The sequence below is a fragment of the Winogradskyella sp. genome (assembly GCF_003712105.1).
Classification (GTDB): Bacteria; Bacteroidota; Bacteroidia; order Flavobacteriales; family Flavobacteriaceae; genus Winogradskyella.
The window spans coordinates 16802-31646 of sequence record NZ_RHLG01000004.1; the positions used below are offsets into that span (position 1 = coordinate 16802).

10 protein-coding genes are annotated in these 14845 nt (G+C 33.6%); 8 read left to right on the top strand and 2 right to left on the bottom strand.

Annotated elements, in window-relative coordinates:
- The first annotated feature begins 15 nt into the window (after positions 1-15).
- Genes udk through ED556_RS09725 form a run of 6 tightly spaced genes read left to right on the top strand, consistent with a single transcriptional unit; the run spans position 16 to position 6262 of the window.
- Complete coding sequence (gene udk, locus ED556_RS09700) at positions 16-621, top strand: uridine kinase (RefSeq protein WP_296322835.1); 606 nt, start codon at positions 16-18, stop codon at positions 619-621.
- Position 622: 1 nt separating this feature from the next.
- The gene (locus ED556_RS09705) at positions 623-949 is read left to right on the top strand and encodes a septum formation initiator family protein (protein ID WP_296322840.1); all 327 of its coding nucleotides are present in this window, start codon (positions 623-625) and stop codon (positions 947-949) included.
- The gene (locus ED556_RS09710; RefSeq protein ID WP_296322844.1) at positions 942-2300 is read left to right on the top strand and encodes a methylmalonyl-CoA mutase subunit beta; all 1359 of its coding nucleotides are present in this window, start codon (positions 942-944) and stop codon (positions 2298-2300) included. The genes ED556_RS09705 and ED556_RS09710 overlap by 8 nt, the downstream gene beginning before the upstream one ends.
- 9 nt (positions 2301-2309) lie before the next feature.
- Entirely contained in the window at positions 2310-2945 is a 636-nt protein-coding gene (locus ED556_RS09715) for a hypothetical protein (protein WP_296322847.1), read from the top strand.
- Entirely contained in the window at positions 2945-5071 is a 2127-nt protein-coding gene (scpA, locus tag ED556_RS09720; RefSeq protein ID WP_296322850.1) for a methylmalonyl-CoA mutase, read from the top strand. Before ED556_RS09715 ends, scpA begins: the two co-directional genes overlap by 1 nt.
- A 3-nt stretch (positions 5072-5074) precedes the next feature.
- Entirely contained in the window at positions 5075-6262 is a 1188-nt protein-coding gene (locus tag ED556_RS09725; RefSeq protein ID WP_296322853.1) for a metallophosphoesterase, read from the top strand.
- On the opposite strand, the gene ED556_RS09730 is transcribed toward ED556_RS09725, so the two are convergent.
- On the bottom strand, positions 6263-7711 hold the full coding sequence (locus tag ED556_RS09730) for a CotH kinase family protein (RefSeq protein ID WP_296322856.1): 1449 nt from the start codon (positions 7709-7711) through the stop codon (positions 6263-6265). It abuts the gene before it with no gap.
- Between the two features lie 388 nt (positions 7712-8099).
- Between ED556_RS09730 and ED556_RS09735 the strand changes: the two genes are divergently transcribed.
- On the top strand, positions 8100-10958 hold the full coding sequence (locus ED556_RS09735) for a pitrilysin family protein (protein WP_296322859.1): 2859 nt from the start codon (positions 8100-8102) through the stop codon (positions 10956-10958).
- A 71-nt stretch (positions 10959-11029) separates the two neighbouring features.
- On the opposite strand, the gene ED556_RS09740 is transcribed toward ED556_RS09735, so the two are convergent.
- A complete protein-coding gene (locus tag ED556_RS09740) occupies positions 11030-13792 on the bottom strand; it encodes a pitrilysin family protein (protein WP_296322861.1) in 2763 nt (920 codons plus the stop codon).
- Between the two features lie 291 nt (positions 13793-14083).
- On the opposite strand from ED556_RS09740, the gene ED556_RS09745 reads away from it, so the two are divergent.
- A complete protein-coding gene (locus ED556_RS09745; RefSeq protein ID WP_296322864.1) occupies positions 14084-14845 on the top strand; it encodes an AAA family ATPase in 762 nt (253 codons plus the stop codon).

The following is a 14845-nucleotide window of genomic DNA, read 5'->3' on the forward strand; positions in this document are numbered from 1 at the left end:
AAATTAATTCGATAAATGCTAATAATTGGAATAGCAGGCGGAACTGGCTGCGGTAAGACTACTGTTGTTAATACCATTTTAAAGGAATTACCTGAAGACGAAGTTGTAGTAATTTCACAAGATTCTTACTACAAAGATACGTCTCACTTAAGCTTTGAGGAGCGTGTAAAGATTAACTTTGACCATCCAAGATCCATAGATTTTGAGCTTCTTGTTGAGCATCTAAACCAATTGAAAAAAGGTGAATCTATCCAACAACCAGTATATTCCTTTGTAAAACATAATAGAACTGGTGATACAGTTTTAACCAAGCCAAGAAATGTAATTATTGTTGAAGGTATTTTGATTCTTACGAATCCTGAAATTCGGGAATTGTTCGACATTAAAATATTTGTTCATGCGGATAGTGATGAGCGACTCATTAGACGATTAAAACGCGATATTAGTGAGCGCGGCAGAGATATTGACGAGGTTTTAAATAGATATCAAACGACCTTAAAACCAATGCACGAGCAGTTTATTGAACCAATGAAAGAATATGCAGATATTATAATACCAAATAACAGATACAACACAGTAGCAGTAGATATCGTTAAAACTATAATTAGCGAACGTTTATAGTATGGCAAAATTCAATAAAAAATATCTAAAACCCTTCAAAAACATTTATGTAATAGGCATAGTTGCTTTTGCTATTTGGATGATTTTTTTTGATACGCATTCATGGCTTTTACATCGAGACTTAAATAAAGATATTGAAGCACTTGAAAACGAAAAAACTTACTACAAAAACGAAATGAAGAAGGACAAAAAAGCTATAGAAGCACTGAGTACTGAAGAAGGCGTAGAAAAAGTTGCAAGAGAAACCTACTACATGAAAAAGCCAAAGGAAGAGATTTATATTATAGAGTACCAAGACAGTATTCCAAAACAAAAAGAAGATGAGTAAAAGGTTGTTTGATGAGTTTAGTCCTGTGTCTTCTAAAGCTTGGAAGCAAAAAATTCAGGTAGACCTTAAAGGTGCTGATTATAATGAAACACTGATTTGGAAAACCCAAGAAGGTATCGATGTAAAACCGTTTTACCATTCAGATGAGTTGCCTTCTTTACCCCAAGTTTCTAGTACCTCAGCTAAAGATTGGAAAATCGCCCAAGCTATAGATGCCAATGGTGTAGACAAAGCAAATACTGAAGCTAAACAAAGTATTGAAAACGGTGCCGAATTCATAATCTTCAATCAGGTTGGTGACAATACTGATATAAAAAGTTTAATCAATGGCATTGATGTACCAATTCATATTAATTTTTCAATCTTATCTCAATCAAACATAAAACAGCTTTCAGAATTAGGGTTAGAAAAATTCTCTATTAATAATGATATCATTGGCAACCTTGGTAAAACTGGCAACTGGTTCCATAACCTCAAAGAAGACCACCAAATATTAGAGAAAAGCGTTTCCGTTTCTAATGCTATTCAAATTAATACTGAGCATTATCAAAATGCAGGTGCTCATTCGGTTCAACAACTAGCTTATGCTATTGCCCATGCTAATGAATATCTAAATCATTTTAATGAGCAGCTTAGCACGACTAAAAAGGAAAGCTTAACCATAAACTTTAATGTAAGTATTGGTAGCAACTACTTCTTTGAAATTGCTAAGCTAAGAGCACTACGATTATTATGGTCGACACTTTCAAAAGCGTATGGTTTTAATTCTGATTGTGTAATTTCTGCAACTCCAAGTAAACGAAACAAAACCATATACGATTACAATGTTAACATGCTTCGCACAACTACGGAGTGTATGAGTGCTGTTTTAGGTGGCGCGAATATTGTTTGTAATCAGCCATACAATTACCTTTTTCAGGAGTCCACAGAGTTTGGAGAACGTATCGCTAGAAATCAGCTATTAGTTCTAAAAAAGGAGAGTTATTTTGATGTTGTAAATAATCCATCTGATGGATCATATTATATAGAAAGTCTCACCAATCAAATGGCAGAAAAAGCATTAGAAATTTTTAAGTCAATCGAAAAAAATGGAGGTTTCCTAAATCAGCTTAAAGATGGAACCATTCAAAGAAAACTAAAAGAAAGTGCTGCCAAAGAACAAGAACAATTTGATAATGGCGACATCACTTTATTAGGTACAAATAAACATCCAAACGCTGCAGATAAAATGAAATCTGCTATTGAAAAACAACCTTTTATGAAGGTTGAAAAACGAAAAACCTTAATTGAACCAATAATTGAGAAAAGATTATCTGAAAAATTGGAAATCAATAGATTAAACGAAGAATAAAACATGGTATTGAAAACATCTATACTACCTATATTATTACTTTTGAGTTTGGCATTTCAATCTTGTAAAGACAACCCCAAACTGGAGAATATTTTTGATGAAGAACAACCAAAAAATACGCTTGAAGGCCAAAGACATTTTCTAGAAAATGATGGCATTCAATTATTTCTTCCTGAAGAATTTGAACGCTATTCTGCGTCAAAATACGAGGTGCTTTTAGATTCATTAGTGAGTAAAAAAGAGTTTGAATTAGAACGTCAAAGATTACGATATATAAGAAATCTTGAAGGGAATAATTACATTTATTTTGCTTCGGAGTTAGGAACAACTTATTTCGCAAATACAATTCCATATGCACCAATAAAAAAACAAGATGCGCAAAAGCTTTTAGGCATTATAAGACAAAATCAAGAAAATGCGTCTGAAGTTTCTGGAATTGAATACACCAGAATAACGGCAAAGTATAATAACCTTGGTAAAACCCAAATCTTCAAAGCAATTTTTAGAGTTGATATAAAGAAACAAAACCGATCTTTTTACCAGCAAGCCTATTTTATAAGTTCTAATCAAAAATCACTTCTATTAAACATAACTACACCTTTAGATTTAGATTTTGACCCATACATAGAGAAAACGATTTTTTAATGTCTAGAAAAGATATTCAACATATAACCTTAACTACTAGTTCTCTTAAAGAAAATAGTCAGAACTCTAAGGGCGTATTTAAAACAGCTGAAAATATAGATGTTAAAGCGACTTATTCGGCTCAGGATATTTTAGACCTCGAGCATCTCGAATTTGTAGCCGGTATAGCACCAAATCTTCGTGGACCATATTCTACAATGTATGTTCGTAGACCTTGGACCATTAGGCAATATGCAGGCTTCTCTACCGCTGAAGAAAGTAATGCATTCTACAGGCGTAACTTAGCTGCCGGTCAAAAAGGTTTATCTGTGGCTTTCGATTTGGCGACGCATCGCGGCTATGATAGTGATCATGAACGTGTTGTTGGTGATGTTGGTAAAGCTGGTGTTGCCATCGATTCGGTTGAAGATATGAAAATTTTATTCGACCAAATTCCCTTAGATAAAATGTCTGTCTCAATGACTATGAATGGTGCTGTATTACCGATTATGGCATTTTATATTGTTGCAGCAGAAGAACAAGGTGTACAACCAGAACAGCTTGCTGGCACAATTCAAAATGATATTCTTAAGGAATTTATGGTTCGTAATACGTATATCTATCCACCAACACCTTCTATGAAAATTATATCGGATATTTTTGAATACACAAGTAAAAATATGCCACGCTTCAACAGTATAAGTATCTCCGGGTACCACATGCAAGAAGCTGGTGCTACTTGCGATATAGAACTTGCTTATACCCTAGCCGACGGTTTAGAATATATTAGAAAAGGATTAGCTGCTGGTATGGATATCGATACTTTTGCACCGCGATTGTCGTTCTTTTGGGCAATTGGTATGAACCATTTTATGGAAATCTCAAAAATGCGTGCAGCACGTATGCTATGGGCAAAAATGGTAAAACAATTTAATCCAAAAAACCCAAAATCTTTAGCGCTTCGAACTCATTGTCAAACCTCTGGTTGGAGTTTAACAGAACAAGATCCATTTAACAATGTTGCCAGAACATGTATCGAGGCAACAGCTGCAGCTTTTGGCGGTACACAAAGCCTTCATACTAATGCTTTAGATGAAGCTATTGCATTACCTACAGATTTTTCTGCGCGAATAGCAAGAAACACTCAAATCTATTTGCAAGAAGAAACACACATAACAAAGACGGTTGATCCTTGGGCTGGAAGTTATTATGTCGAAAAACTCACAAACGATATTGCACAAAAAGCATGGCAACTTATTGAAGAAGTAGAAAATCTTGGTGGAATGACCAAAGCCATTGAAGCTGGGATTCCAAAATTACGAATAGAAGAAGCTGCCGCTCGTAAACAAGCTCGAATAGACTCGGGACAGGACATTATAGTTGGCGTAAATAAGTATCGTCTTGAAGAGGAAGATCCATTACATATTCTGGAAGTTGATAATCAAACTGTGCGTTTACAACAAATTGAACGTCTAGATTCAATTAAAGCCAATAGAAACGCTGAAGAAGTAAAGACAGCGCTTTTAAAATTAACTAAAGCAGCTAAAACAGGTGAAAATAATTTATTAGCTTTAGCTGTAGATGCTGCAAGAAAAAGAGCAACATTAGGTGAAATTAGCGATGCTCTTGAAGAAGAGTTTGGACGATACAAAGCACAAATAAAATCATTTTCTGGCGTGTATAGTAAAGAGATTAAAGACGATAGTAGCTTCAAAAAAGCAAGAGCCTTGGCTGACCAATTTGCAGAGCAAGATGGGCGCAGACCAAGAATTATGATTGCCAAAATGGGACAAGACGGTCACGACCGAGGCGCTAAAGTTGTAGCCACAGGTTATGCAGACGTTGGCTTCGATGTGGATATTGGCCCTTTATTTCAAACTCCAAAAGAAGCTGCTAAACAAGCTGTGGAAAATGATGTGCATATATTAGGTGTATCTTCATTGGCTGCTGGTCATAAAACCCTTGTGCCGCAAGTTATTGAAGAACTAAAGAGCTATGGCAGAGACGATATTATGGTTATTGTTGGTGGTGTGATACCTAAACAAGATTACCAGTTTTTATTTGATGCAGGTGCTGTTGCAGTTTTTGGACCAGGTACAAAAATCAGCGATGCTGCAATTCAGATTTTAGAGATTTTGATAGATTAAACAATGTTTGGGTTTAACCAGATACACGTGCATATTTTCAGAAGTGCAATTCTCCTATTGTGTATTTTGGTATGTAACTCAAGTTTTAGTCAACAAAAGCGTAAATCTCAATTAAAGTCAGGAAAAAATATCATTTCCTCTAAGTCAAAAAAGAATAAACTCAATATTCTTAGTGGTGCTGATGGTCCATATATTATTAACGATACGCTAGCAATTAGAGTTTCAAGACAAAACGATATCAGGACTAGTTCTGTTAAGTTAGGAGATTCCATCCTTGTGGAAGTTGACAATATTGATAAAGACCGTTTTTACATCAATTTAAATTCAGAATACAATATTCCAAAAACGGAATACAAAATGCCCGATAAGTTGGTTGTGCTGTCTGATATTGAAGGTAATTATAATGCATTATACGGTCTTTTATTGGCCAATAATATTATCGATAAAGACCACAATTGGATATTTGGAAATGGACACCTTGTGATCAACGGAGACATTATTGATCGCGGTAAAAATGTAACACAAGTGTTGTGGTTACTCTATAAATTAGACCAACAATCTAAAAAATATGATGGTAAAGTACATGTTATTATAGGCAATCACGAAATCCTAAACTTACATGGTGACAATAGATACAACAGAGGTAAATATATCAACGTAGCTCAAAAAATAAGTGGTTTAGACAAACAAAAAGAGGCTTTAGAGTACTTATTTTCCCCTACGACTGAATTAGGAAAATGGCTATCTACAAAAAACGTGGTTGAAAAAATTGGAGGTTATATTTTTGTTCATGGCGGTCTAAGTAAAGATTTATTAGACTATAAACTAAGCCTAAAACAAATTAACCAAATTGCACGGTCTAATTATCATAACTCTAGACAAAATCAGAAAAACGAAACTATTAAATTTCTTTACGGTTCTAAAGGCCCGTTCTGGTATCGAGGGTTAGCCAAAAAAAAGCTAAAGTCAAAACATTTTGATGAGATTTTGAAGTTCTACAATTCTGAAAAAATAGTTGTTGGACATACTGTTGTTGATCAAGTACAAACTGGTTATAACGGCAGGTTCATCAATATTGATGTAAAACATGGCAAAGAAAAATTCTCTGGAACATCTTTTGCGCTTCTTATTATAAATCGCTCAGAATATATAATTGATGATATAGGTAATAAAACACCTTTAAAGTATTAATCACAAAGATTTTATATAGCTGTCTAAGTATATCATTCGCCTTTCAAACCAATCTTTAATATACTCAAAATGCTTTTCATTTGATATTTGCGTCAGCTTATTTTGCCAAACCATATGCTCACGCATATATACATTTTCTTTAGTGAATTTCTCATAAATTACCTCAATATGAGGCCAGATAACGCTATTGCTGAATTCGCCTTTTCTGAGATAATCCCAACGTCTTTTGAGTTTTGATGTATAGTTGTTTGGATTTAAAGCTATTAATCTTTTAAACAGGCCATTAGTTAGCACATCATCGGTTGTTACTATACGCTTCCCATCTTGTATAACGCCAAAAGTTCCATCTAAATCCCATGGCACAAAAAAGAATGGCTCGTCTTTATCATATTTTGCCAAAAAGTAGTTTTTACCAAGGTTATCTGTGGCTCTAATAACATTAACAAAAAGATAATAATCAATAACATTGTCTAAGTCTACTAAACTAGAAATCTTACTTTTAAATTCAGAATTAGATCCATTAATGACTAAATCCTGAAGATTATACAAATCCTGATAATCTGATCGATAATCAATTAAAGGATATTCTGTTTTCCAACCGTTCCAATGAGGAAATATGTTATTATATGGCTCTGATATTTTTATAAAACTTGGACCGCCTTTATACGAATTAGCTTCATACAATTGACCGTTAATGCTATCACCATGGTGTGACTTTAACTTTAGTTGTTTTTTATCGACTGGTTCGCATAATTGATACAAGCCCTGATACTCTCCATTTTTAAAAACCTCGACATATTTTGCTTCAAATCCATTTTTAGCTTCGGGTTCTTTTTTGAAATAATAAGGCTTATGAATATTTAGCCATAACTTAATTGCAACCATAGATCGTAACCTCAAAGGTTCATTATACATGGCGTCGAGCATCCAGTCATCATCACTGCGCATACTTCTAAATTGAACATCAACGGTTTCTTTAGTATCAGAATCCTTCCAAAATTCTAAATCATAAGATTTTTTGGCAAAGGTTAAGGATAAATTACCTCTATGTCTCACACCAACGCAAGCTTCTATAAAATATTGATCATTATAATACGTTAAAATCCCAGCTGACTTTTTTCGGTTATTGATTACTGAAGCATTCAATTTTAAATGAATAACCGGTAAGCTCGTAATAAACAATTTGTACGTTTTATCCTGTGCAGTAACCGAGAATACATCTGTGTAATTAAGTTTTGAAGGCTTATCTAACTTAAATAATTCCCCAAAATCAATACCACTAATTTGATACGTATCTAATTGCTCGAAATCAGCAATATGCCAAATTATAATATTGTTAGTACTATCAACACCAAAGCTTCCGCTTTGAGCCTTAATAGTCTGACTAAAACCCAATAGTGGTAAAGAAAAAAATATAATAGTTATGGAAATAATATAATATTTTCTCATTTGCTAAATTTAGGATAAAAATATTACTAAATGTATAATTTCAATTGCAGGCTAATCATCGTAAATAACTCAATTTAATTAGTAAAAACAACTAACCTACAAAAGGTTATTTAAAAGCAGTTCATTACCTAAAGAATAACACATCTATAATGAATTCATTATAAAGCTCTTTACCTGATCTTCAATTTCTTTTTGACGCTAGCACTTTGGGTGTTTTTGGAGCTGGTACAAAAATTAGTGCTGCTGCAATTTAGATTTTAGAAATTTTTATAGGTTAATTTTTCTTCACTCGCAATATTAAACTAAAAGTTTAGTTAAAATATTAATATAAATATCAATGTCAGAATTATATTACTAAATTGTACATTATTTTAATAAAACCATCAATATGAAAAGAAAGATTTCTATTTTCCTGAGTTTATTTTTACTATCAATAGTATCTGCGTTTAGCTCAGTAGTTGCTCAAATCAAAACAGATTTAGAAAACCAAAAAGAGAGAGTAATTCCCTCAGACAATTTACCAATTACACCTGATGTAAAAATTGGCAAACTAGATAACGGACTCACCTATTACATTCAAAATAATGGCAAACCTCAAGACAAAGTTGAACTGAGATTAGCTATTAAAGCAGGTTCTATCCTAGAAACTGAAGACCAATTAGGCTTGGCCCATTTTATGGAACATATGAACTTTAATGGTACAACCAATTTCAAGAAAAATGAACTTGTTGATTACTTACAAGGCATAGGCATAGAATTTGGCGCTGACCTTAATGCTTATACTAGTTTTGATGAAACGGTATATATATTACCTATCCCAAGTGATGACCCTGAAAAATTGAATAAGGGGTTTCAAATACTTAATGATTGGGCTGGCAATGCTTTATTAACCGAGAAAGATATTGATGAAGAAAGAGGAGTTGTAATTGAAGAATATAGAACAAGACTTGGTGCTGGAACCCGAATGCAATCCAAATATCTTGATAAAATTGCATACAAATCCAAATATGCAGAACGTTTGCCAATCGGCACAAAAGAGAATCTAGAAAATTTTGATTACGAAAGTGTAAGAAACTTTCAAAAAGATTGGTATCGACCAAATCTTATGGCTGTTATTGCCGTTGGAGATTTAGATGTTGAGACTTTAGAGAAAAAAATAATTGAAAATTTTAGTAATCTTAAGAATCCTGAAAACCCTAAGCCAAGAAAAGAATTTGGCTCTGAAAATCATGACGGCACTCTAATTGCAATAGAATGGGATGAAGAAGCCACTTCAAGTCAAGTACAAATTTATTACAAGGATAAAGGACAGCCTCAAAAAACTAGAACTGTAAAAGATTATCGAGATAATATGGTGGAAGGTCTTTTTGACCAAATGATTAATAACAGGCTTGCTGAGTTTAGCAATAAACCTAATCCTCCTTTTATATTTGGTTTTTCTTATAAAGGACAAATCATAGGCAATAAAGAAGCTTATCAGTCATTTGCACAAACGAACGAAACTGGTCAGATGGCAGCTTTAAAGACATTATTAGAAGAAAATGAGCGCGTAAAGCGTTATGGCTTTAAACCCTCAGAATTTGAACGCGCTAAAAAAGACTACATCGCTCGTTTAGAACGTAGTTATAAAAATAAAGATAAGTTAGAATCTAACCGAATTGTTGGACGATATATTCAGCATTTCTTAAGAGAAAATCCTATCCCTGGCGAGGCTTGGGTTTATAACTATGCTAAAGAAGAATTACCTAACATTATGTTATCTGAAGTAAACGGGTTGATAAAAGATTTTTTGCATGATGATAATCGTTTAGTGATTCTTACAGGACCAAAAAAAGAAGGTCTTACTAAAGTTACTGAACAGGAAGTTATTAATTTGTTAGATAGCGTTAAAAAATCTGATATTCAAGATTATGAAGATGAGAGTGTTAGAAGTGAAATGATGGTAACTAAACCTACTAAAGGAAGCATTATTGAGACTATTTTAAATAACGAAGGCAAACCTATTGAGACCACAACGTTAATATTAAGTAACGGCGCAAAAGTAACTTATAAAAAGACAGATTTTAAAAATGACGAAGTGCTATTTGATGCTTTTAGCTTTGGAGGTACATCACTTTATGATGATGACGTATTTAAGCAAGTAGCAAATGCAAATGGTGGATTAGCAGAAGCAAGTTTAGATGGTTTGTCTAAAAATGATATGGCCAAAATGATGTCAGGTAAAATTGCCAGAGTAAGACCATCTATTGGTGCATACTCTGAGAACTTAAGAGGTTCTGCTTCGCCTAAAGATATTGAGACGCTTTTCCAAATGATTCATCTTTATTTCACTAAACTTGATAAAGATAAAGAAGCCTTTGCATCATACGTTAGTAAACAAAAAGCGTTTTTAGGTAATTTTTTATCAAACCCTAATATTGCGTTTCAAGTTGAAGTTGGTAAATTTTTAAATGAAGGTAACCCGAGATTTACTGGATTACCAACTTCTGAAGACTATGATAAGGCCAATTACGATTTAGCATACGAAAAATACAAGGAGCGCTTTGCAAATGCGGGAGATTTTAATTTCTATTTTGTTGGAAACATAAACGAGGACCAACTCAAAGATTTAGCCGAAACATATCTTGCATCACTACCAGATAATGGTGAGAGAGAACATTACAACGTACCTTCATTTAGACCAAAAACAGGTAGTCATGAGCTAACGGTAAGAAAAGGTTCTGAGCCAAAGAGTCAAGTACGAATAAGTTATTCTGGCGAAACAACTTATGATGTAAAAGAAGCTCGAGCATTAGATGTCCTTGGCGAGGCTTTAAGTATTAAATTGATTGAAAAACTTAGAGAAGAAGAAGGTGGTGTCTATGGAGCTGGTGCTAGAGGCTCGATTTCAAAAATACCTTATTCAAGATATAACTTTAGCATATCTTTTCCTTGTGCTCCTGAGAATGTTGACAAATTAATTAATGCATCACTAGCCGAGGTGCAAAAAATAATTGACAATGGTCCTACTGACGATGATCTTGAGAAAGTTAAAAAGGCTAAACTACTTTCTCGAAAAGACCAATTAGAACAAAACCGATTTTGGCTAAACGTTATTAGAAGTGCAGATTACGTCGGAAACGATTTGAATAATGTTCTGAATTATGAAAACAACATTAATACAATTTCAAAAAAAGATGTTCAGAATGCCGCAAAGAAATACCTTACCAAAGGTTATTTAAAAGCCATTTTATTGCCTGAAGAATAGCATTTTTATTATTTGGATAAACAAAAAGCTCTTCAAATTGAAGAGCTTTTTAATTTAAAGTAGGATACTATTTAATCATCTACTTTCTTATCTTCATTTTTAATATTTGGCTCTTTATAATCTCCACCATTGGCAACAGTCCAGTATTTCATTTCTTTAAAGTGAGTTTTGATGGCTTTATTCACTTCTTCTACAGTAAGGCTTTTTACTTTATCTTCAATTTCTTTCTGAAACATCATATCTCTGTCATAATACAGGTTATTATTAATTGTACTTGCAAGCTCATTATCCTTAGCTCGAGATACATTTTGAGCTTGAACCCAACCCGAAACAGCATCTTTTAATTCTTGCTCAGTAATTCCATCTTTAATAAAGCGTGCAATCTCTTCTTTAAAACCTTTTTGCACCTTAAATTCATTTTCTGGAGCATAGATAGCATAAATATACATGCTTGAGTTTTTATCGTCTTTATCACCATCTACATTTACTCCACCACCTGCTCCGTAGCTTACACCATCTTGCTGACGTAATCTAGTAGCAATACGAGAATTAAGGAAACCACCACCAAACACAGAACCAGCAACCTGCAAGGCAGCATAATCTTCATCGTATTGGCTGCACTCAAAATTTAAGAATCCAAGTGTGAAGGCATTTTTCTTATCTGGCGTTTTTATGTTTTCATTAGCTGGATTATTAGGAGCATATGGATCTTTAATTTCAGAATATGGTTTATCAGATTTAAAATCTGCGAAAGCAGTTTCAAAATAGTCTTTTAGTCCTTGTTCATCAATGTTACCAATTGCCACTAAAGTTGCATTATTTGAAATTCCATAAAATTCATCATAATAAGCTTTCATATCTTCTACACTCACATCATTTATGGCAGCTAACTCATCTTCCATACTCATATTGTAAAGAGGATGTCCTTTTTTATATTTCTGATTAATCTCACCCAACTTCTTTTGCACTAAATATTGAGGTTCTGTTTTATTGCGCTCAATATTGGCTATATCTTGAGTTTTTAACTTATCTAATTCTGCTTGGTCAAACTTTGGAGATTTCAACATTTCAGTCATTAACTTCAAAGTTTCCATTAAATGTTCTTTTGTAGAAGTAACAGAAGCATAAGTTCTACCGTTATTTCCACTAAAGAAAATGCTCGATTTTAATTCACTTAGTTTATCTTCAATATCTTGTCTAGATTTTGATATTGTACCCTTATTAAGCATTCGAGCAGTATAACTAGCCACATTACCTTTATTCATAAGATCCTCAACAGTTCCATTTCTAAAAGTGAAATTAACATTAACTGTTTCTCCTCGATTAGCTTTATTAATAAATCCGTATTCAATACCGGTGCCATTCAACGCACCAGAGTCTAAACGACTTTGAATATTTGCATAAGATACGTCGAAGGCCTCGCCAGCATCCATTGCTTCTTTTCCTTTATAACTAGTTACTAATTCCTCAAGACCTTCAGTATGAGGAATCTCTATTCGTATAGGCTGCTTTGTAGGAATAAAATTCCCAACTGTTCTATTCGTATTTATGAAGTAACGACTTAACACATCATTGACTTGTTCTAACGTAGCATTCTCAACACGATCTCTATGAATAAACATTAAACGCCAATCACCAGCTCCAATAAACTCACTAGTATAGGTTCCTAAAAATGAGGAGTTTCGCATTATTTGGTCCATTTGCTTAACAAGATTGGCTTTAGCGCGTTTTAATTCTTCTTCAGTAATTGGGTTTTCTCTTAGCCCATCGAACATATTTAAAAGTGTAGATTCAGCTTCTGCTAAAGGCTTATCAGAAGGCACGTCTACGTTAAAATACATAAACCCTGGTTCTTTTGTAAATGGTGAAAAACTCCATATAGAAGATGCTTTTTTACTTTCTATTAAAGCTTTATACAAACGTCCTGAAGGTTGGTCTGTTAATACATTCTCCACGAGTGCTAATGGTGCATAATCTTCGTGAGAACCAGCAGGCGTATGGAATAATGTTGATACTAATTGTAAATCACCAACTCTACTTAACTCTACTCTTTTCTCTCCATCTTGAGGTGGTTCGATCGTCGGCACATCTACTAAAGGTTTTTCTGGGTTTTTAAGTTCACCAAACTTCTTTTCAATGAGTGCTAAAGTCTTATCAGTATCAAACTTACCAGTAACCATCAATACGGCATTATCAGGTCTATAGTACTTTTTGTAAAATGCTTTTAAGTTATCAATTGGCACGCGTTCAATATCAGATTTATTACCGATTGTAGATTGACCGTAGTTATGCCATAAAAAAGCCGAGCTAATAACTTTTTGCATTAATACACTTGTTGGAGAATTCTCACCAGACTCAAATTCATTTCTTACTACTGAAAACTCTGAATCTAAGTCCTTCTTCGCAATGTATGAATTTACCATACGATCTGCTTCTAGATCTAAAGCCCAATCTAAATTTTCATCCGTAGCATTAAATGTTTCAAAATAATTTGTTCGGTCATACCATGTCGTTCCATTAGGTCTTGCACCGTGTGATGTTAACTCTTTTGGAATATCAGGATGGTTAGGAGTTCCTTTAAATACGAGATGCTCTAATAGGTGAGCCATGCCTTTCTCTCCATAACCTTCATGTCTAGAACCTACTTTATAAGTAATATTAACCGTAATAGTTTGCGAAGAATTATCCGGAAATAATAGAACTTTAAGTCCATTATCCATCATGTACTCTGTAATACCCTCAACCGAGGCTGTCTGTTTTGGTTGTGCTTCTATTACTACGAAAAATAGCAACATAGCAACAAGCACCAAACTAGTGCGTAAATTAGTTTTCATGTTTTTTGATAGTTTTAATTTCTGTTTTAAAATTAAACATTAAGACTTTAAGTTGATGTTAAATAGGTAGATTTCTTAATTAGCATATAAAACAAATATGCAAGTTTTAACTAATTAATAATTAAGCATAAAGATAATTTACAACTTAAAGATTAAATATTTTAACATTGAATTAAGGCAATTTGAGATGGTTATTATCGCTCGATTTTTATTCCTATACTGTTAACAACTTCCGTTTTCTAAACTCATAAATAATTGTATTTTTAAGCTCTATTTTAACCAAATCAATTCATGGGTAAAATCATTGCCATTGCAAACCAAAAAGGTGGTGTTGGTAAAACAACTACCTCGGTAAACTTAGCCGCTTCTCTTGGAGTATTAGAAAAGAAAGTACTGCTTATCGATGCAGATCCGCAAGCTAATGCCAGTTCTGGTTTGGGCTTAGACGTCGATGCTGTAGAAATCGGTTCGTATCAGGTTCTTGAGCACACAAAATCTGCTAATGACGCTATTACTAGTTCTAATACACCAAATGTGGACATTATACCTGCACACATAGACTTAGTTGCCATAGAAATAGAATTGGTAGACAAAGATGAGCGCGAGTACATGCTTAAAAAAGCGCTTGTAGAGATTAAGGATAATTACGATTTTATCATTATCGATTGTGCGCCATCTTTAGGTTTATTGACGTTAAATGCATTGACCGCAGCAGATTCGGTAATTATACCTATTCAATGTGAATATTTTGCTCTTGAAGGATTAGGGAAACTTTTGAATACTATTAAGAGTGTGCAAAAAATTCATAATGAAGCCTTAGATATTGAAGGTATGCTTTTAACAATGTTCGACTCTAGACTTCGATTATCTAACCAAGTGGTTGAGGAAGTACAAAAGCATTTTAGCGATATGGTTTTTGAAACCATTATTCAAAGAAATGTACGATTAAGTGAAGCGCCTAGTTATGGCGAAAGTATAATAAATTATGATGTAAGCAGCAGAGGTGCAGCAAATTACCTTAACTTAGCTAAGGAAATTATAAAAAAGAACTGA

Excerpts from the sequence above, each read along its gene's own strand:
- udk (WP_296322835.1), top strand. The coding sequence starts at position 16 with ATGCTAATAATTGGAATAGCAGGCGGAACTGGCTGCGGTAAGACTACT.
- ED556_RS09710 (WP_296322844.1), top strand. The coding sequence starts at position 942 with ATGAGTAAAAGGTTGTTTGATGAGTTTAGTCCTGTGTCTTCTAAAGCT.
- ED556_RS09730 (WP_296322856.1), bottom strand. The coding sequence starts at position 7,711 with ATGAGAAAATATTATATTATTTCCATAACTATTATATTTTTTTCTTTA.
- ED556_RS09705 (WP_296322840.1), top strand. The coding sequence starts at position 623 with ATGGCAAAATTCAATAAAAAATATCTAAAACCCTTCAAAAACATTTAT.
- ED556_RS09725 (WP_296322853.1), top strand. The coding sequence starts at position 5,075 with ATGTTTGGGTTTAACCAGATACACGTGCATATTTTCAGAAGTGCAATT.
- ED556_RS09735 (WP_296322859.1), top strand. The coding sequence starts at position 8,100 with ATGAAAAGAAAGATTTCTATTTTCCTGAGTTTATTTTTACTATCAATA.
- ED556_RS09745 (WP_296322864.1), top strand. The coding sequence starts at position 14,084 with ATGGGTAAAATCATTGCCATTGCAAACCAAAAAGGTGGTGTTGGTAAA.
- scpA (WP_296322850.1), top strand. The coding sequence starts at position 2,945 with ATGTCTAGAAAAGATATTCAACATATAACCTTAACTACTAGTTCTCTT.
- ED556_RS09740 (WP_296322861.1), bottom strand. The coding sequence starts at position 13,792 with ATGAAAACTAATTTACGCACTAGTTTGGTGCTTGTTGCTATGTTGCTA.